The organism is Bifidobacterium sp. UTCIF-1 (genome assembly GCF_006408915.1).
Lineage (GTDB): Bacteria > Actinomycetota > Actinomycetes > Actinomycetales > Bifidobacteriaceae > Bifidobacterium > Bifidobacterium reuteri.
The window spans coordinates 17,784-37,175 of the sequence record NZ_JFAG01000024.1 but is presented as its reverse complement, the minus strand read 5'-3'; the positions used below and the strand labels follow the sequence as shown (position 1 = coordinate 37,175).

14 protein-coding genes are annotated in these 19,392 nt (G+C 62.5%); 11 read left to right on the top strand and 3 right to left on the bottom strand.

The annotated features are described in order from the left end of the window. The 4 genes from BW09_RS09700 to BW09_RS09680 all read left to right on the top strand — a co-directional run. A partial coding sequence (locus BW09_RS09700; RefSeq protein WP_140464893.1) for a sortase occupies positions 1-473 on the top strand: 473 nt, incomplete at its 5' end. Beyond that, positions 457-1,248, top strand: coding sequence for a cell surface protein (locus tag BW09_RS09695; protein ID WP_140464891.1), 792 nt, complete (start codon positions 457-459; stop codon positions 1,246-1,248). The genes BW09_RS09700 and BW09_RS09695, both read left to right, overlap by 17 nt. 20 nt (positions 1,249-1,268) lie before the next feature. Next, positions 1,269-1,484, top strand: a complete 216-nt coding sequence (locus BW09_RS09690; protein WP_140464889.1) for a hypothetical protein — start codon at positions 1,269-1,271, stop codon at positions 1,482-1,484. A 121-nt stretch (positions 1,485-1,605) separates the two neighbouring features. Beyond that, entirely contained in the window at positions 1,606-3,015 is a 1,410-nt protein-coding gene (locus BW09_RS09680; RefSeq protein WP_140464887.1) for a DUF4032 domain-containing protein, read from the top strand. A 280-nt stretch (positions 3,016-3,295) separates the two neighbouring features. On the opposite strand, the gene rlmB is transcribed toward BW09_RS09680, so the two are convergent. After that, positions 3,296-4,285: a 23S rRNA (guanosine(2251)-2'-O)-methyltransferase RlmB gene (rlmB, locus tag BW09_RS09675; RefSeq protein ID WP_044090295.1), complete on the bottom strand. Its 990-nt coding sequence runs from the start codon at positions 4,283-4,285 to the stop codon at positions 3,296-3,298. Positions 4,286-4,450: 165 nt separating this feature from the next. Here rlmB and BW09_RS09670 point away from each other — a divergent pair, with 165 nt between their 5' ends. The 3 genes from BW09_RS09670 to BW09_RS09660 all read left to right on the top strand — a co-directional run bounded on the left by BW09_RS09670 (position 4,451) and on the right by BW09_RS09660 (position 10,128). Further along, on the top strand, positions 4,451-5,749 hold the full coding sequence (locus BW09_RS09670) for an MFS transporter (RefSeq protein ID WP_238567082.1): 1,299 nt from the start codon (positions 4,451-4,453) through the stop codon (positions 5,747-5,749). Positions 5,750-5,918: 169 nt separating this feature from the next. Then, positions 5,919-6,737, top strand: coding sequence for an alpha/beta hydrolase (locus BW09_RS09665; protein ID WP_140463541.1), 819 nt, complete (start codon positions 5,919-5,921; stop codon positions 6,735-6,737). A 397-nt stretch (positions 6,738-7,134) separates the two neighbouring features. Next, positions 7,135-10,128: a cation-translocating P-type ATPase gene (locus BW09_RS09660; RefSeq protein WP_044090292.1), complete on the top strand. Its 2,994-nt coding sequence runs from the start codon at positions 7,135-7,137 to the stop codon at positions 10,126-10,128. 82 nt (positions 10,129-10,210) lie between these two features. Here the strand turns inward: BW09_RS09660 and BW09_RS09655 are convergent, their stop codons facing one another. After that, a complete protein-coding gene (locus tag BW09_RS09655; protein WP_140463539.1) occupies positions 10,211-12,190 on the bottom strand; it encodes an FIVAR domain-containing protein in 1,980 nt (659 codons plus the stop codon). Positions 12,191-12,292: 102 nt separating this feature from the next. Further along, complete coding sequence (dcd, locus tag BW09_RS09650; RefSeq protein ID WP_044090290.1) at positions 12,293-12,874, bottom strand: dCTP deaminase; 582 nt, start codon at positions 12,872-12,874, stop codon at positions 12,293-12,295. 554 nt (positions 12,875-13,428) lie between these two features. Here dcd and BW09_RS09645 point away from each other — a divergent pair. The 4 genes from BW09_RS09645 to BW09_RS11230 all read left to right on the top strand — a co-directional run bounded on the left by BW09_RS09645 (position 13,429) and on the right by BW09_RS11230 (position 18,992). Next, a complete protein-coding gene (locus BW09_RS09645) occupies positions 13,429-14,328 on the top strand; it encodes a hypothetical protein (RefSeq protein ID WP_140463537.1) in 900 nt (299 codons plus the stop codon). A gap of 401 nt (positions 14,329-14,729) precedes the next feature. Next, a complete protein-coding gene (gene gnpA / locus BW09_RS09640; protein ID WP_140463535.1) occupies positions 14,730-16,982 on the top strand; it encodes a 1,3-beta-galactosyl-N-acetylhexosamine phosphorylase in 2,253 nt (750 codons plus the stop codon). A gap of 66 nt (positions 16,983-17,048) precedes the next feature. Continuing rightward, positions 17,049-17,861, top strand: coding sequence for a glucosamine-6-phosphate deaminase (gene nagB / locus BW09_RS09635; protein WP_044090286.1), 813 nt, complete (start codon positions 17,049-17,051; stop codon positions 17,859-17,861). Positions 17,862-17,996: 135 nt separating this feature from the next. Continuing rightward, a complete protein-coding gene (locus BW09_RS11230; protein ID WP_308810345.1) occupies positions 17,997-18,992 on the top strand; it encodes an alpha/beta hydrolase in 996 nt (331 codons plus the stop codon). Positions 18,993-19,392 lie beyond the last annotated feature (400 nt).

Sequence of the window (19,392 nt, the reverse complement as noted above, 5' to 3'; positions counted from 1 at the left end):
ACAAGTTCTACATCACAATACTTAAAGACACATATGCGTATCAGGTCGATAAGATCACTACCGTTCTGCCGACCGATACCAAACAACTGGCAATCGAGCCCGGCAAGGATTTGGTCACGCTCATCACCTGCACACCGTATGCGGTCAACACGCACCGGCTGCTGGTGCGCGGTCATCGCATCCCGTACACACCACAGCAGCAGAATGACGCCAAATCCACATTCCACGTGGACATCCCGCTGCAGTACTTGTTGCCGTCTCTCGCATTGATTGCCTTGCTCATCGCATGGCATTTGTGGCAACGGCATGAGCGGCGACGCCGGCAGAGTGGGAGCGCCAAGGTCGCGTCTGATGATTCTAGCTCCGCAGCCATCGAGCCGGACGGTGACTTGCCTCCTCAGCCAGCCAATACAAATAACCAATCACATTCATCACGGCGGAAAGGACCGGGCAGACATGTTAGACCCGCATAGCGGAAGCGAGTATGGTGCGGCGCGCGTTGCTGCCATGATTGCCGCCACCATTACTATCATCCTCACTGGTCTTGTGTCTTTCGGCTTCATGGTGCCATACGCGCAAGCTGATTCCTTCGGCACTCTCACCATCAATGCCGTATGGGGCCGAGATACAGCCGCGCCCAAATCACTTGCCGGCGATACTTATGCCATCGTGCGCGTCGCCACTGTCACAACGAACAATGATGGTAGCGTTTCCTCATATAAAACCGTCAGTGATTTTTCCAGTCTCACTGCCGATTGGGAACGCCTGACATCGAGCGAATATCACGATGCCGCCAAGAAGCTGGCTGCATATGCGGCGAAAAACAAGCTATACCAGCATTCCGGCATCACCAATGCAGCTGGCCAGCTCACTTTCCAGAATCTGCCGCTCGGCCTATATCTGGTCTCCCGCACGAACTCGGCGAAAGCCAACAAAGCATACGACTGCGATCCGTTCCTCATCTCGATTCCCGGCAGCGGAGACACGGCCGCCGATCTCAACATCACGGTAGAGCCGAAATTTAGCGCCGGAACTCTCGTCACTCCGCCCGAAAATAATCCAAACAAGGAGCCGGTAAAGCCTGGCGTTATCGGCCGTACCGGTGCCGCCGTAGGAAGCATTGCTGCGGCAGCGGGGCTCATGCTACTCGTTGCGTTCGTTTTATTCAGGCTGCGCATGAGGCGCCGCATGAGTGTCGTCAATTTGAGCGACAAATCCCATACAGATGACGAAAGCGTTATGAAATGAGCCTGGGAGCTCCTCTGACCATGACTGCTTTTGTTTTAATCGCAATAATTTGCGCAACAGGTTGGTTTGTTTATTCAATCGTTGTCCTCATAGTTGGGTGGCTCTTTACTGCGGATGACGGGGGCAAAACGAGCAAACAGGATTGTCTCTGGGCTATCGATTTTGTGTTGTTCGGTATCCTATTTTGTTTGATGCTTTTTGCTGGTGCTTGCGATACAAAATTAAAGATGGCTTGATTTCTTCTGATCTCATTCATGTGGGGGATTACCCGACTTTTTGTTTATTCGTATGCGAGAATAACGCGCCGAATATGTGGCTGGGAAGCGCACTTCCCAAGCACCACGTAAAATCGAACACATGGAGTTGAACGAATTGCCCCAGATGGATCCGCGTGCGCTGAAGGCCACGTCTGTCAAAGCCGAAGACGAACACGCCGATTCAGCGGAACCGCAAGCACTGAAAATCACCGCCGCCAGCTCGAACCCAAAGATGTTCACGCTGCCCTGGCACAAGCCCTTGGCCACCTGGCCTGAGGACCTGCTGGCCAACCTGCCGCGAGGCATCTCCCGCCACGTCGTGCGATTCGTGCACGTGGGCGACGAGGTGTACGCCATGAAGGAGATCACGCGCCAGGTGGCCGAGCGAGAGTACGAGATCCTGCGTCGACTGCAGAAGCTCGAACTGCCAACTGTGACCCCGATCGCCGTGGTCACCGGCCGTCACACCCGTGAAGGGGAGCCGCTGGAGGCGATTCTGGTCACCCGGCACTTGAAGTTCTCACTGCCGTACCGTGCGCTGTTCGCCCGCAACCTGCGCCCGGACACCGCCGAACGACTGATCGACGCCCTCGCCGTGCTGCTGGTGCGCCTGCACCTGGCCGGCTTCTACTGGGGCGATGTGTCCCTGTCGAACGTACTGTTCCTGCGCGATGCCGACGCATTCTCCGCATTCCTCGTGGATGCCGAGACCGGTGACCTGCAGGTGCAGCTCACCGATGGCCAGCGTGAATACGATATCGATCTGGCCCGTACGAACATCATCGGCGAACTGATGGATCTTGCGTCCGGCCGTCTGCTGCCGAGCGATGTGGACGAGATCGAGGTCGGCAACCGGCTGGTCGATCGGTACCATTCGCTGTGGAGTGCGCTCACCGACACTGATAAGTTCGGACCGGACGAGATGTGGAAGATCGAGCAGCGTGTCAACAAGCTCAACGAGCTGGGCTTCGACGTGGACGAGCTTGAGATGAAGACCGCTGAGGATGGCAAGCGCGTGCTGGTGCGTCCGCGCGTGGTGGATGCAGGATATGCCAACCGCAAGCTGCTGCGTCTGACCGGTCTGGATGTGCAGGAGAATCAGGCCCGTCGCCTGCTCAATGACCTTGACGCCTACCGCGCGTCCACGTGGCGCGACGGCGAGGACCTCGAGATCGTGGCCACCGATTGGATGCGCGAGGTGTACGAGCCGACCGTGCGCATGATTCCGCCGGAATATCGGACGCAGATCGAGCCGGCGCAGTTCTTCCATGAGGTGCTCGACCACCGTTGGTTCCTCGCCGAGAAGGCCGGCCATGATGTGCCGATGGGTGAGGCCGTGACCAGTTACATCGACAACGTCCTGCCGAACTACAAGCTCGACAAGAAGGCCCTTGACGAGCTCAACGCCGAAGCCGATGCCGGTGTGATTGACGACGAATACACCTACAACGCCGACGACGGCTACAACCCCGACGACGATCCTGACGCGGCTGTATGGGCGAGCCGTTAAGCGGGCAACCCAGTGGGTTGCCCGTAGGTGAGCCCCGAGTGAGGCGGTAGCCGAGCGAGGGTGGGTTGGGGCCGAGCGTAGCGAGGTCGGTGATTGCTGGGTCGAGCCGTTAAGCGGGCAACCCAGTGGGTTGCCCGTAGGCGAGCCCCGAGCGAGGCGGTAGCCGAGTGAGGGTGGGTTGGGCTTGCCGTAGGCAAGTCCGAAATTGCTGGAGCCATTAAGCATGAAGCCCCTCGCATTGAGGGGCTTCACTATAAGCGGTGCATAATTGCGGTTGCGATTACTTCGCGGCTTCGCGGCGGGCGTGTGCCACGGCGTACAGGCTGATGCCGGCAGCCACCGAGGCGTTCAGCGACTCCACCGTTGAGCTGATCGGAATGCCGGCGATGGCGTCGCAAGCCTCACGGACCAGACGGCTCAGGCCGCTGCCCTCGGAGCCAAGCACCACCACAAGCGGATCGGCCTCAAAACCGGTTTCACCGACGAGTTTGTCGCCACCGCCGTCCAGGCCAACCACGTAATAGCCGCGTTCCTTCAGCCCTTCGATGGCCTTGTTCAGGTTCACCACGCGGGCCACCGGCATATGCGCGGCCGCGCCTGCGGACACCTTCCATGCCGCGGCGTTCACCGATGCGGAGCGGCGCTCCGGCAGGATCACACCGTTCGCGCCGAATGCGGCGGCCGAACGGATCACTGCACCGAGGTTCTGCGGATCGGTCACGCCATCCAAAGCGATGAACAGCGGACGCGAAGCGATCCGCATGGCCGCGGAATTCACGGCCTCCATGGCCTTCGCCTTCTTCTCGGCACGCTCCACCAGCTCATGCAACGAGGAGTACTGGTACGGATTCACCTTCAGAATCACGCCCTGATGGTTGCCCGAGCGGGCGATGCGATCCATCTCCAGACGGTCGGCCTCCAGCATGTGCAGACCGTTCATGCCTGCGATCTTCACGATTTCGCGCGTGCGGTCATCGTGCTCGATGCGCGACATGATGTACAGCGTGGAGCTCGGCACGCCCACGCGCAGCGCCTCCAGCACGGAATTGCGGCCGAACACCAGGTCGGAAGTGTCGGCCGACGCGAACTTGTCCACGCGACGGCGGGCCGCCAGACGCGGGTCGGAGCGCATACGACGCTCGGCGATTTGCTTGGCCTTATACGCCTTGTGATACACGCGGTCCTCGGCCTTCGGCGTGGGGCCATAGCCCTTCAACTTATTACGATGCTTTCCACCCGACCCCTTGGTCGGTCCCTTTTTCATAGCCATAGGTGACATTGTCCCAGCACCCCGCGCCAAATGACTGCCCGAGCCCGGCGCGCATGCATCGCGAGTACAGTATCAGAGGTGAGACAAGAGGCGAAGAAGCAACGCGAGATATTTGGACTGTCCCCGCTGTACTGGGGGCTTTGGCTGGCGATTCTGATCCTGTGGATGGGGCGCTTCGTCACGTCATTCCTCTCCATATATCTGGTGTCCGCGCTGCATATCGATGAAGGCGTGGTCGGTGCCGTGGTGGCCATGTACGGCTTCGGCGCGATCATCGGCTGCCTGTTCGGCGGCATGCTGTCCGACCGCTTCGGACGCCAGTCCATGATCATCATCGGTGAGATCGGCGCGGCGGCAGCCTTGCTGGTGGTGTCGGTGCTGGTCGAGCCGGTGTCGTTGGGCGCGGCGTTGTTCGTGTATGGCGCGTTCGCTTCGCTGCCGAGCCCGGCAATCGCCGCCTACATCGCCGATGTGGTGCCCGCCGAACGTCAACAGCGCGCGTATGTGCTGCAGTCGTGGGCCATCAACTGTGGGTATGCGATTGGTCCGATTGTGGCCAATCAATTGGTCAAGGTGTCGTATTCGCTGATGTTCTATGTCGAGGCGGCCGTGATGGTAGGCGTCACTGTGCTGCTTATTGCCTTCTTCCGCGAGGTCAGGCATCTGGGAATCGCTGTGCCGAAACCGTGGGATGGCTCAGGACGCGCTACTGGGGACTCCGCGACCGTTGCCGCTGCCCTGGTCGATGATGCTGCTCTGACCGATGATGCTGCTCTGGACGGTGATGCCGGCGCAGCACCGGCCGCCACCGCCCGGGCCGACGCCAAAGCCTCCATGCTGCGCAACTGGCGTCGCGCCATGACCGACGTGCCTTTCCTCATGTTCTCGGTACTGATGTTCGGATACTTCCTCGTCTATTTCCAGAGCACGTCAGGTCTGCCAATCGCCATGACCGACCTTGGTCTTGACCTTGGCGACTATTCGGTATTGCTCACGATCAACGGCGGTATGCTGTGTCTGCTGCAAGTCCCGGCGATGAAGCTGTTCGCGCGCATGGGCAACTCCCGTGTGCTGATCGCCGGCCTCGCCGTGACCGTAATCGGGTACGCCGTGCAGACCGTGGCCGACTCGTGGGCGGGTTTCGCGCTCGCCGTCATGTTGTGGACGCTGGGAGAGCTGGGCACCTTCCCCATCGCCACCACTACGGTTGCCGCACTGGCTCCGGCTGATGCGCGCGGCACCTATCAGGGTATGTACAACGTGCTGTGGTCGCTCTCGATCGCGCTGGCCCCGCTGGCCGGAGGCTGGATGATCAGCCGCTTCGGCGGGCGCGTATTGTGGATCGCCTGCACCATCGTTTTGATTGCAGTGACCATCGGCCTGCGCCTGACCAAAACCGCGCGCGACCGCGCCATGGCCGCCAGCCTGCGCGATGCTGCCACCACAGCCGCGGATCCGGACTGACGACCCACTGCCGCCGGTGGATGCTTGCGGCAAAGCGATACACATGTCACATGCGCGGCGAAAGGCATCATGCCGCTCCGTCTCCGTACCGTCGCGCATTTATCATGATTCCTGAACACGCGGGCACCAATCGCGTGAGCACTTTGATGCACGACCTGCAGGGGGCGCAATGCAGTACATTCAGCAGACCATTACCGGCTTCGACGGCAGCGAGGCGCAATTCATCGGCTATGTGCCGGACGACAGCCCGGATCTCCAGCCGGGCCGAGTCCGCGCGTCAATCCTGATTCTCCCCGGCGGCGGATATGTCATGACTTCCGACCGCGAGGCTGAGCCGGTGGCCCTGCGTTTTCTGGCCAAAGGCTTCAACGTGTTCGTGCTGCGGTATTCGGTGCGGCGCAGCCATTACCCGGTGGCGCTGGTCGAATCGGCCGAGGCCATGCGGTTGATTCGTACGAACGCGGAAGCATGGCACGCCGACCCCGAACGAATCGCCGTGATGGGCTTTTCCGCAGGCGGGCATCTGGCGGCGAACCTCGCCACCACGGCCGGCGATGACGATCTGCACGAACACGGATACGATCCGGACGAGGTGCGCCCGAATGCGCTGATGCTCGCCTATCCGGTAATCACATCCGGCGAATACGCGCATCGCGGCAGCTTCCAATACCTGCTGGGCGCGCATGATCATGATCAGGCGCTGCGCGACAAGCTGTCAATCGAGAAGCATATCGATGCCAAGACGCCGCCTGTGTTCGTCTGGCACACGATGAACGACGCCACCGTGCCTGTGGAGAACACGCTGATGCTCATCGCGGCCTGCCGGGTAGCCGGCGTGAGCGTCGAGGCCCATCTGTTCCCCGAAGGACGTCACGGGCTTTCCCTGGCCAATGAGGAGACCGCCTACCACGGCAGTGCAGAACACATCGTGCCGGCCGTGCAATGCTGGCCCGAACTGGCCGAAGCCTGGTTGCGGCGACTGTTCTAGTGGTCCGTCCCGATATTTGTTGTGTGGTGCTGGCCCCCTCTGATGGGACGTTGCCGTGAAGCAAACAGCGGAGCTGTTTGTAGGCAGCGTGTGAGCCGGCAGGCGAACCAGTTGGATGCCGCGCGCAGCGCGTCCCTGATTGCAGGACGGGCTGTCAGCGAAGCTGACTGGGGGAGAGAAAAAGCTTAATCCTTCAATTTTTACGATCCTGCCCACTAGGCAAAACACCATTACGCTGTACGCCAAGCGCACCTATCGGTTATGGAATAATAGCAACCGTATGCATCGGCAGCAGTTGCGTCGATGTCCATAACCGCGCAGTCCTGCGATGATCGGGGGAGATAACCCGGTGCGCTCGCAGAACTGATTACTCCGCGGCTATACCAAGGAGAACATCATGGATGATCGCCTTACAGATCAGTCCACACTATCCGCGACCGCAACGAACGAGATCGCGGAATCAGAAGAAGTGCGCGCCCAGCAGGCCCTGCTCGGCGACGCCGATCCCAGCCTGACAAGTGCCGAGGATGTGGCCAAAGCCCTGAATGTCGACCCGAAACAGGGCCTGAGCGAAGAGGAAGCCAGCCGCCGACTGGCCAAATTCGGCCCGAACGAACTCGCCAGCGCTCCGCCCGTACCGAAATGGAAGAAGTTCCTGGCCCAGTTCCAGGATCCGCTGGTGTACCTGCTGCTTGCCGCCACTGTGATTTCGGTGATTGCCTGGTTCATCGAGAAAGCTAACGCCGTACCCGGTGCCGAAGGGGGAGAGGCGCTCCCGTTCGATGCGCTGGTCATCGTGCTGATTCTGATCGTCAACGCCGTGCTCGGCTACATCCAGGAGGCCAAGGCCGAGGCCGCGGTGGAGGCGCTCGCCCAAATGACCGCGCCTCAGACCTCGGTGATGCGCGGCGGCAAGGTGCAGCGCATCAACACCGTCGACGTGGTGCCCGGCGACATCATCGTGCTTGCCGAGGGCGACTCCGTGTCCGCCGACGGCCGCCTGGTGAACGCGGCGAGCCTGCGCATCGCCGAAGCGAGCCTGACCGGCGAATCCGTGCCGGTCGGCAAAAAGCCGGACACACTGGCCGCAGCCAAGGCTTTGGGCGACCGAGCCAACATGGTGTTCAACGGCACGTCCGTCACGCAGGGCACGGGTCGCGCCATCGTGACCGGAACCGGCATGAACACGCAGGTCGGCAAGATCGCCGACATGCTCTCCGCCACGGAAGACGAGAAGACCCCGCTGCAGAAGGAGATGGACTACGTCTCCAAGATCCTGGGCATCGCGGTGTGCATCATCGCCGTCGTGGTGCTGGTGGCGCTCGCCGTGCTGGAAGGATTCCACGATATCCATGACGTGATCGACTCCCTGCTGCTCGCCGTCTCGCTGGCCGTGGCCGCCGTGCCGGAAGGCCTGGCCGCGATTCTGACCGTGGTGCTCGCGCTCGGAGTGCAGCGCATGGCCGCGCACAACGCTATCGTCAAGAAACTGCATTCGGTGGAGACGCTGGGCTCCGCATCCGTGATCTGCTCGGATAAGACCGGCACGCTGACCCGCAACGAGATGACGGTGGAGCGTGTGGTGACGCCGTCCGGCGAGGTGCAGATCACCGGCACCGGCTACTCGCCCGAGGGTCGCATGGTTATGGCCGATGGCTCCGGCTCGGACAGCGAGCAGGCTCGGGTCGTGGCCGATGAGGTAGTGGCCACGCTGCTCGCCGGCACGCTGGCGAACGATGGCGAGCTGCGCCAGGATGCCAACGGACGTTGGGAGACCGTGGGCGACCCGACTGAAGTCTCGCTGATCGTGGCCGCCCGCAAGGTCAAGGCGGACCACAAGGCGAAGCGCTTCACGCGCGTGGGCGAGATTCCGTTCACCTCCGAACGCAAGCGCATGTCCATCATCGCCAAGGACGACACCGACTCCGGCAAGCTCACCGTGTTCGCCAAGGGCGCGCCCGACGTGCTTTTGAGCTACTGCTCCCGCATCCGCGTGGGCAGCCAGGTGCGCAAACTCACCGAAGGCGACCGCCAGTCGATCCTCGCCACTGTCGAACGGCTCTCCTCCGAGGCTTACCGCACGTTGGGCGAAGCCTGCCGTCCGCTGGAGACCAGCAGCCTTGCCGATGTGCCCGGTGTCACGGTGAACGCGGCCGGCCAGGTGGCGGACATCGCCGACCAGGCCGACGCCATCGAAACCGACCTGATCTGGAATGGCATGGTCGGCATCATCGACCCGCCGCGCACCGAAGTCCGCGATTCCGTGGCCGAGGCGCATCGCGCCGGCATCCGCACGGTGATGATCACCGGCGACCATCCGCTCACCGCGGCCCGCATCGCCTCCGACCTGGGCATCATCGCCAAGGACGGCAAAGCGCTGACCGGCGACCAGCTCGACCAGCTGGGCAGCGAGGCCGAACTCGACAAGGCCACCGCAGACGTCTCCGTATACGCGCGAGTGGCACCCGAACATAAATTGAAGATCGTCGAATCCCTGCAACGCCAAGGCAACATCGTGGCCATGACCGGCGACGGCGTCAACGACGCCCCCGCCGTCAAGTCTGCGGACATCGGCGTGGCCATGGGCATCACCGGCACCGAGGTCACCAAGCAGAGCGCCAAGATGATCCTCGCGGACGACAACTTCTCCACCATCGTGGCAGCCGTGCGCGAAGGCCGCGTGATCTTCGACAACATCCGCAAGTTCCTGCGCTACCTGCTGAGCTCGAACGTGGGCGAGGTGTTCACCGTGTTCCTCGGCGTGGTGTTGGCCGGCTTCCTCGGCATCCGCCAGCCGGAGACCGTGGGCGTCACCGTGCCGCTGCTCGCCACGCAGCTGCTGTGGATCAACCTCTTGACCGATGCCGCGCCCGCGCTCGCGATGGGCGTCGACCCGCAGACCGATGACGTGATGGGTCGCAAGCCCCGCCGCGTCACTGACCGCGTGATCGACGCCTCGATGTGGGGCGACATTGTCTACATCGGCATCATCATGGCCATCGTTACGCTGATTGGCATGGACATGCATCTGTCCGGAGGCCTGTTCACCGACCGTTCGGTGGAGGCCGTCGGCCATGAGGCGCAGATGGTCGAGGCGCGCACGATGGGCTTCACGATCCTCGTGTTCGCCCAGCTGTTCAACGCGCTCGCCTCCCGCTCCCACCTGCAGTCCGCGTTCGTCGGTCTCTTCTCCAACAAGTGGCTGTGGGGCGCGATCGGGCTTTCGATTGTGCTGCAGCTTGTGGTGATCTACGTGCCGTTCCTGAACTCGGCGTTCGGCACCACGCCTCTGAGCGCATTGGCATGGCTGGAATGCATCGGATTGGCAGCCATCGTGCTGGTGGCTTCCGAGCTGCGCAAGGCCGTGCTGCGCGCCATGGCCAGGAAGTAATAGCTGGAAGCAAGAACGGCCGGCCGCCCCCTAATGAGGGGGCGGCCGGCCGTTACTACGGCTCAATGGTCGAGAGCTCAGTTCAGTTGGTCGATCCGGAAGTGGAGCTGTCGCCGCCGTCCGTGGACTGATCGCCTCCGTTGGACTGGTCGTTGCCATTCTGTTGTTGCTGCTGTTGCTGCTGCTGGGCTTCTTCCTCGGCCTGCTTCTTCGCTTCTTCGTCTGCCTTGGCCTTGGCCTCAGCGTCCGCCTTCTGCTTGGCCTGCATCGAGGCGTTCACATCCGATTCCGCCTTCTGCAAGGCGGAGATGGCATTGTCGATATCGGCGTCGGACGGATTCGAGCTATTCATCACGTTGTTCGCGGTGGTGATCGCCGTCTGCAGGGCGGTGCGGGTATTCTCATCCGCGACGCTGCCAGCGGAACCGGTCAACGTGGCCTGTGCCTGGGAAACAGCCGAGCTGAGCTTGCTCTTCTTGGCATCGACGTCAGCGGTCTTCTGCGAGGCGGTCACGGCTTTGATGGCGCTGTTGATGGCATCCGTCTGGTCGGTCACCGTGTCGACGTTCCCCTGCATGTCCTTGACCTGCTGCTTGAGCTGGTCTGCGGACAGGTTGGAATTGCAGCTGGCGGTGTCTGCAGGGTTCTGCCCCTTCTCCACGGCGGCGTTCAGCGTATCGATGGTCGTGCTGTCCGCCACCTTGCCTTTGGCTGTTTGAGAGGTGCTTTGCCCCTTGGTCACGGCGCTTTCCAGCTTCTTCTTGGCTGCGTCGTACTGCTTGGCGACCACCTTGCATTCGGTCAGCGCGGCTGCCTGACTGACCTTGCTGCTGTTGGATCGCCACAGGAACAGGCCGCCGCCGATCAATGCGACTACTGCCACCACGATTGCCGCGGTGATCGCGATCTTGCGCGTATCCTTCTTGTCGGCGCCGCCGTTATGCTGTCCTCGGCCATTGCCGTCGCCGGAGTCGGCATCGTCCTCATCCTCGAACTGCTCGAATGGGGAGATGGCGGGCGGGAGCGGCTGCGCCGGCTCTTCTGTGCCGGCGAGACGGGCGGGCGGATTGGTCACCGGCTGGAACACCTGTGTCGCCTCTTCGTCGGCGGGAATCTCGCCGTTCGCCGCGTTTGCGGCCGATTCGGTGGCCAGCGGTATGGCCGGAGGCTGGGCCAGCGGCGAGTACGCCTGCGTGGCCTGATCCTGAGAAGGCGCTGTCGGGCTCCCCAGTGGAGGAAGCGCCGCATTCGGCGTTGAGACAACCGTCGGTGGCTGAGTCGGCTGGAACAGCTGCGTGGCTTCTTCACTGGCTTCAGAGCTCACGGGCTGTTGGAGCGGTTGTGTCGGCGGGGTGTACGGCATCGCTTGCGTGGGCTGGCCGTACGGCGACTGCTGAGCCGGCTGGATTGGCTGAGCCGACGCTTCGGCCGGGGCTACGGGGGCTACCGGGCGGAAACTCTGCGTGGCCTGATCCCAGACGTACTGTTGTTGTCCGGCGGCAGGGACGATTGGTTGTGATTCGACTGCCGGCTGTGCGATTGGCTGGACCGGTTCTGCGATTGGCTGGGTCGGAGGCGCCGGGGCGGGCGTCGGCTGCGGTGTTGCGGGAAATGGCTGGAATGCCTGTGTCGCCTCGGAGAGCGGAGGCTGAGGTTGCGCTTGCTGTGCCGGCTGCGTCGGCTGCGCGGGTTGCGCGGATTGTACCGGTCGGGCGACCGGAACCGTGCCCCATGCCGGCGCATCGGCCGAGCTCGAATAATTGGATGGTGCCGGAGACGTCGGTGCCGGCATCGCCTGGGTGGGCTGTACATTGCCTGCAACACCTGCGCCGCCTGCAACGCCTGTGCCGGTCGCGGCGGCACCTGTTGCAGCGGCACCATAATCGGGCCACTGCAGGGAAGGCCATGCCGTCGGCTCCTGATCAGCGGGATCCTTTGCAGCGGATCCCTGCGGTTGCTGCTGTGCAGAAGCTCCCTGTCCCGGCAGGGGAGGCACTACCGGCTTGATTGGTTCCTGATGCTGCTGGAAGTCAAATTGAAAACCGCCATCACTGTTGGTCATTGCATCTCCTTGGCGTACATGAGTGCTCCGGCATTGATGCCGAAGCGCCAGCCAACCGGTCGAGCCGATGTTCCACACATCAGCGGCCGGTCGGTATACGGATTAGTCGTCGATATGAGCTCGGTAGAAGTTCACGTATGAGCGGCTCGGTGTCGGGCCGCGCTGGCCCTGATAATGTGAGCCGGTACCTGCAGAGCCGTACGGATGCTCGGCCGGCGAGCTCAACTGGAAGAAGCACATCTGGCCGATCTTCATGCCAGGCCACAGTTTGACCGGCAGCGTGGAGACGTTCGACAGCTCAAGCGTGATGTGCCCCTCGAAGCCAGGGTCGATGAAACCCGCGGTCGAATGGGTCAGGATGCCCAGACGTCCGAGCGAGCTCTTGCCCTCAAGTCGTGCGGCTATAGTCGGGTCCAGCTTCACATATTCCCAAGTGGATCCCAATGCGAACTCGCCGGGATGCAGGATCCAGGGCTCATCGGGGCCAACCTCGAACTGTTCGGTGAGCGCCCCCTGATTCTCGGCAGGGTCGACATAGGTGTAGGCGTGGTTGTTGAAGAGGCGGAAATACCGATCCAGCCTGACATCGATGGAAGCGGGCTGCACCATTTCGGGAGTCCACGGTTCGAGCGAAATATGACCAGCGGACTGTGCGGCGATGATATCGCGGTCGGACAGCAGCATAGAGAAACTCCTTGAATGACAATACTGCGGTCAAGTTTAGCGCCCAGTGCGGAAACACAGCATGCGGTAGTCGCGGGAGGGCGTGCGCGCAGGATACTGAGATTCTCAGGTTATTCCCAGAAAACATCAGCATTAGACACAGAAACCAGTGGTTATATAAGAAATGTCAGCGGAAAGCTGATCAGGAACAGCAGCAGTTCCCGATAATTGAACCCCTTTCTTCTTCTCTCTCCTTTCTCTCCCCGGCGCCAACCCGCCGGGGTTCTTTTTTGCGCAGGCGTCGCCGATGCTTGCAGTTGCGGATACTCGCACTGAGATCCCTCAGTGCACGAAATTCTCGAGAATTGCCCATCTCCCGAGAATTTGCGTCGCTGGGAGTCGGTCAGTGCACGAAATTCTCGAACATTGGGTTGTTTTCGAGAATTTGCGTCGCTGCTGCGAAACGGGGATCGTCTATAACGCCTTCCGCCGGTCTCGCGTTCATCCCATGGGATGACGACCGTCTCGGCCCTACAGCGATATACTGGCAATCAGCCGGACGAGAGGGAACTCTTATGGGGAAGAACAACGAGGAATACGACTTTTTCGACGGTGCGGAGTATGAGGACGCTCCCCGGTCCCGGAGCGCGCGCGGCGGTCGCCAAGGTTCGCGCCCTTCAGGCAGACGCGCGGCGCGACTGAGAGTAGACAGTCCTGCATCGAAGGTGCTGCGGCGTTTGGCGCTGGTGACGGGTCTCCTTGCTGTTGCGGCGGGTGCGGCATCCGCCGTACATGAGATCGCGCCCTATGCCATTCCTTTCCTCGTCGACATGCCCGGCCGGTACATTGCGGTCGCCGCCGCGGTGCTCATAGGGCTCACTCTGATGTTCGTGATCGGCGCGCGCTCCACCATGCCGCGCAGCTCGACGCACGGAGGTGTCGGTGGGGGCGGCATCGTATGCATGGTGCTGGCCTGTGCGTGTCTGGTGGTCGGTGTGGCCGTGGGCGTACTGTTCCCGGACGGTTTGATTCTGCCGGATAACGACAAAGCCCCGGTGGAGAGCACCCAGCAGATGGAACAGGGCATCGAACAGGCCGCCGGCACGTGCACGGCCGGCTGGCAGGGTATGGATACGGGCGGTCTGCCCGGTGTCTCAACAGTACAGATGTGCGCAGAGCCGCGTATGGCGTTCGTTTCGTTCGAGTCCGAGACGATGGCCGCAGTGGGCAAGGCCCCGATCAAGGTGAAGATCGCCGAGCTGCTGGCACAGTATTCGAATAACGAGAAGGCCCGGGGCGATTGGCGACTGCTGGTCGGCAAACGTTGGATGGTGTTCGCCGAGGCCGACAACATCACCAAGCTGCAGCAGCAGTGGGGCGGTGACATCGAGAACATCACTGCCGACGATGGCGCTGCTGATGCCGATGCTACTGATGGTGCCGGCTCCGGCACGAACGCCGATGCCGGTCAGTGATCGGTGATTGCTTAGCGGTCCGTTTCACAATTGTCATGTGGTGCTGGCCCCTCTGATGGACGTTGCCGTTAAGCAAACAGCGGAGCTGTTTGTAGGCAACGTGCGAGCCGGCAGGCGAGCCGGCCAACCGCGCGCGAAGCGCATCCACAATTGCAGGACGAGCCGCGCCGGCGAAGCGGGACTGAAGGGTAGTGAATTAATCAACGAACTTACGGCGAGGCATATTAGCGTTTGGCCGCCTGTATCCCTGAGTTCCACGTCAATCCGACGTGCAACGTCCGACGCCGCCATTGCGATGGAGGCGCGCGGCTGCCGTACACTTCCGGACGACCGTAGCGCATGATAGAATTCATTTTGTTAACAACATTAACAACCTATCTGAAATACAGAGAGGAGCGCTCATGAGCACTGGGCGTTTTACGATTCCCAGCGAAGAGAACTTCGCCGAGAAAACCAAGGAGCTCGCTGAGCTGTGGGGTGCCGATGCCATCCGCAACTCGGACGGCACGCACCTGGACGAAGCCGTCCAGGCACTTGGCAAGAAGATTTACAGCGCATACTTCCCGACCCGCGCGCACAACGAGTGGATCACGCTGCACATGGACGAGACGCCGCAGGTCTACCTGCTGACCGACCGTGTGCTGGCCGAATCCGATGCCGTTGACGTGCCGCTGATGGACGGCTTCTTCGCCGAGCAGCTGACGCCCAACCGCGACGCCGACCCGCACAAGTACTGGGAAGTGGTCGACCGCACCACCCGCGAGGTCGTGCCGCCCGAGCACTGGACGTTGGACGCCGATGCCGACACCGTGCATGTGACGGGCGTCACCCCGATGCACGAGTACACGGTCTCCTTCATGGCCTACATCATCTGGGATCCGGTCGAGATGTACAACCACCTCACCAACAACTGGGGTGATAAGGAACACGAGATCCCGTTCGACATCTACCATCCGGCCACCCGCAAGTTCGTGTTCGACACCTTCGAGCAGTGGCTCAAGGACAACCCGCAGGTGGATGTGGTGCGCTTCACCACGTTCTTCTACCAGTTCACCCTGCTCTTCGACCCGAAGCACCGCGAAAAGGTGGTCGACTGGTTCGGCTGCTCCTGCACGGTCTCCCCGCAGGCGCTCGACGATTTCGAGAAGCAGTACGGCTACCGTCTGCGCCCCGAGGACTTCGTGGACGGCGGCGCCTACAACTCCGCATGGCGTGTGCCCCGCAAGGCGCAGCGCGACTGGATCGACTTCCTCTCCGGCTTCGTGCGCGAGAACGTCAAGAAGCTCGCCGACATGTCCCACGCCGCCGGCAAGGAAGCGATGATGTTCCTCGGCGACCAGTGGATCGGCACCGAGCCCTACAAGGAGGGCTTCGGCGATCTGGGCCTGGACGCCGTGGTCGGCTCCATCGGCGACGGCACCACCACCCGCATGATCGCGGACATCCCCGGCGTGAAGTACACCGAGGGTCGCTTCCTGCCATACTTCTTCCCGGACACCTTCTACGAGGGCAACGACCCGAGCATCGAAGGCCTTGACAACTGGCGCAAGGCCCGTCGCGCCATCCTGCGCTCGCCGATCTCCCGCATGGGATACGGCGGCTACCTGTCCCTCGCGGCCAAGTTCCCGAAGTTCGTGGACACCGTGACACACATCGCCAACGAATTCCGCGACATCCACGATCGTACCGACGGCAAGGCCGCCGAAGGCGAGCTCACCGTGGCCATCCTCAACTCCTGGGGCAAGATGCGCTCCTGGATGGCCTTCACCGTGGCCCACGCGCTGCCGAACAAGCAGACCTACTCGTACTACGGCATCCTCGAATCCCTCTCCGGCATGCGCGTCAACGTGCGCTTCATCAGCTTCGACGACGTGCTCGAGCACGGCGTGGACCCGGACATCGACGTGATCATCAACGGTGGTCCGGTCGACACCGCATTCACCGGCGGCGACGTATGGGCCAATCCGAAGCTCGCCGAGACCCTGCGCGCCTGGGTGCGCGGTGGCGGCGCCTTCGTGGGCGTCGGCGAGCCGAGCTCCCTGCCGCGCTTCCAGGCCGGACGCTTCTTCCAGCTCGCTGACGTGCTCGGTGTGGATGAGGAGCGCTTCCAGACCCTGTCCATCGACAAGTACTTCCCGCCGGTCACCCCGGACCACTTCATCACCGAAGACGTGCATGTCGATCCCGAAGCCCGCAAGGCTTGGGAGGAAGCCGGCTACCGCATCCCGCTGTCGGGCTGCGGCGGCGGTCAGGGCAAGGCGCCGCTCGGCGGCATCGACTTCGGCGAGCCGGTGGCCAACACCTATCCGATCAACGAGGACGTGACGCTGCTGCGCGCCGACAACGGCCAGGTGCAGCTCGCCGTCAACGAATACGGCAAGGGCCGTGGCGTGTACGTGTCAGGGCTTCCGTACTCGGCAGCGAACGCGCGTCTGCTCGAACGCATCCTGTTCTACGCCTCCCATAACGAGGACAAGTATGCGGCATGGAGCTCGTCCAACCCCGAATGCGAGGTCGCGCACTTCCCAGAACAGGGCATCTACTGCGTGATCAACAACACCGAGGAGCCACAGACCACGACGGTCACGCTGGCGGACGGCAGCACCGAGACCTTCGACCTCGAAGGCAGCGGCATCGCCTGGCGCAACGCCTGATCGGGCTTATTGCCGAACATCTGTAACCATCACCACAAACAACATGGAGATATCTAAGGAACAGTTATGACTGAAGTCATCATTGTCAAGAACCAGGAAGAAGCCGGCCAGATCTACGGTCGTGCCGTCGCGGACCTCATCAAGGCCAAGCCGGATGCGGTGCTCGGCCTGGCCACGGGTTCCAGCCCGCTGGCCGCCTACCAGGCGCTCGCCAAGATCGTCAAGGACGAATCCATCGATGTGAGCCAGGTGCGCGGTTTCGCGCTGGACGAGTACCTCGGCCTGCCGCTCGAGCACCCGCAGTCCTACCATTCCACCATCCACCGCACGGTCGTCGAGCCGCTCGGCCTCGACCCGGAGAAGGTGCACGTGCCCGGTGACATCCTCAACGGCGCTCCGCTCGAGGACGGCGACAAGATCGCGCTGGCCGGCCCGGCCTACGATCGTGCGATCGAAGCCGCCGGCGGCATCGACGTACAGATCCTCGGCATCGGCACCGACGGCCACATCGGCTTCAACGAGCCGGGCTCGTCGCTCGCCTCCGGCACGCGCGTCAAGACCCTGGCCGAGCAGACGCGCATCGACAACGCCCGCTTCTTCGACGACGACATCAACCAGGTGCCGACCCACTGCATCACGCAGGGCATCGGCACGGTGCTCAAGGCCCGTCATCTGGTGCTGCTGGCGTTCGGTTCCGGCAAGGCCGAGGCCATCGAGGAGACGGTGGAGGGCGGCGTGTCCGCGTTCTGCCCGGCCTCCGCGCTGCAGCTGCACCCGCACGCCACCATCATCATCGATGAGGAAGCCGCCAGCCGCCTGCGCCACAAGGACTACTACCGTTACGCCTTCGCGCACAAGCCTGCCTGGCAGGGTATCTGATCGGTACGCCTGCGTGGCCGACAGACCGCCTCGCTGAGGCGTCGCGGAGCTGATTCGCCCCATACTGCCCGAATGTGACACACATCATGGTCACATTCGGGCATAGTCATATTGAGACCATTTACCATAAAACACATGAGCAACGAAGCCAACTCCCGCATTCCATTGGTCGGTGGCGAATCCGGTGAAGTCCCCGGCCATTACGGCGACCCGCTGACCGTGAGCCATGCCGCCACAGCGCGCGGTGGATTCGGCCAGCACCTGACCCATCCGCTGTTCCTGTTGCTGCACGGCTGGGGGTCGAACGAGCAAGAGATGGCGGACATCATGCGGCTGATCGCGCCGTACAACGATTTCGTCGCGCTGCGCGGACCGCTGACCTTGGCGTCGGCGCGGGAGGAGCGCGATGCCGACGGCGATAGTGGTTCGGCGTCTACGCGACAGGCTGGTGGCGCGGAATCGCTGGCTGCCGCGGCCTCGGCGGAGTTGCCGGCTGCGGTAGGTTCGGCGGACGCGGTGGAATCATCGGCTGCGGTGGAATCGCCGGCGGCGGCGTGCGCGTCACCCGACGCCGAAGCCCAATCGCCTCAAGCCTGCGCGAATCATACGATTTGGCACACCGGCGGATGGCGGGATGCAGCGGGCGAGCCCGGCAACTATGCGTGGTTGCACGGGGCGATGCCCGTAGGCGAGGATCGTGACTACGATGCGTACGCCGCGGCCTGCGCGGTCGATGACTGGGTGTCTGCGAACATCCCCGCCGACCGCGACATCGTGCCGCTTGGCTTCTCCCAAGGCGGCCTCGTCGCCGTGCACCTGCTGCGCATCAATCCCGAACGGTACCGCGCGGTCATCAGCCTATCCGGCTTCAACGCGCCCGGCCAAGTGCCCGGCACCGCGCCCGCCGACGACCGGCTCGCCGACTACGACATCCCCGTGTTCTACACCTACGGCAAGAACGACGGTGTCGTGCCGAAATACGAACTGTTTGCCACTGCGGCATGGCTCGAGGAGCACACATGGCTCAAAACCAAGAGCTACCACGGCCTCGACCACAATGTGAGCCTTGAGGAGTTCGCCGATCTGCGCCAGTGGCTGCTCGACAACGACATCACCTCGGGCGTGCTGTAGCCTCGGTTGTGCCGTGGCGGGCGGTACGGGTGGGCGGCCGGGCACCGGTGGTGTGGTCGGGTGCGCCGCCGTACGGTACGGAGGCCCGGGGTGCCGGCGGGTGGCACGGGTGGGCGGTGGTTCTGGTGACGCGGTGGCGCTGGGGCGCGGTGGCGCTGGTTGGGCGGTGGTCCGGTGACGCGGTGGTTGGTACGTGCTGGGGCGGCTGGTGGCGCGGTTGGGCGGCGGTTTTCTGGTGACGCGGTGGCTCCGGTGAGGCTTTTGGAGGCTTCTGGAGGCTGTATGTTCGCGTTCCAACCTATACCCCGCGAACATACAGCCGGTTATTGCCGCAAAAACGACTGTAAGTTTGCGCCGCCTTCGTTGGGACGCGAACATACAGCCGGTTCGGCGTTCATTC

What these genes read in the sequence shown, in the direction of transcription:
- BW09_RS09695 (WP_140464891.1), top strand. Translation starts at nt 457, where the DNA reads ATGTTAGACCCGCATAGCGGAAGCGAGTATGGTGCGGCGCGCGTTGCT.
- BW09_RS09690 (WP_140464889.1), top strand. Translation starts at nt 1,269, where the DNA reads ATGACTGCTTTTGTTTTAATCGCAATAATTTGCGCAACAGGTTGGTTT.
- BW09_RS09680 (WP_140464887.1), top strand. Translation starts at nt 1,606, where the DNA reads ATGGAGTTGAACGAATTGCCCCAGATGGATCCGCGTGCGCTGAAGGCC.
- rlmB (WP_044090295.1), bottom strand. Translation starts at nt 4,285, where the DNA reads ATGGCTATGAAAAAGGGACCGACCAAGGGGTCGGGTGGAAAGCATCGT.
- BW09_RS09670 (WP_238567082.1), top strand. Translation starts at nt 4,451, where the DNA reads ATGGGGCGCTTCGTCACGTCATTCCTCTCCATATATCTGGTGTCCGCG.
- BW09_RS09665 (WP_140463541.1), top strand. Translation starts at nt 5,919, where the DNA reads ATGCAGTACATTCAGCAGACCATTACCGGCTTCGACGGCAGCGAGGCG.
- BW09_RS09660 (WP_044090292.1), top strand. Translation starts at nt 7,135, where the DNA reads ATGGATGATCGCCTTACAGATCAGTCCACACTATCCGCGACCGCAACG.
- BW09_RS09655 (WP_140463539.1), bottom strand. Translation starts at nt 12,190, where the DNA reads ATGACCAACAGTGATGGCGGTTTTCAATTTGACTTCCAGCAGCATCAG.
- dcd (WP_044090290.1), bottom strand. Translation starts at nt 12,874, where the DNA reads ATGCTGCTGTCCGACCGCGATATCATCGCCGCACAGTCCGCTGGTCAT.
- BW09_RS09645 (WP_140463537.1), top strand. Translation starts at nt 13,429, where the DNA reads ATGGGGAAGAACAACGAGGAATACGACTTTTTCGACGGTGCGGAGTAT.
- gnpA (WP_140463535.1), top strand. Translation starts at nt 14,730, where the DNA reads ATGAGCACTGGGCGTTTTACGATTCCCAGCGAAGAGAACTTCGCCGAG.
- nagB (WP_044090286.1), top strand. Translation starts at nt 17,049, where the DNA reads ATGACTGAAGTCATCATTGTCAAGAACCAGGAAGAAGCCGGCCAGATC.
- BW09_RS11230 (WP_308810345.1), top strand. Translation starts at nt 17,997, where the DNA reads ATGAGCAACGAAGCCAACTCCCGCATTCCATTGGTCGGTGGCGAATCC.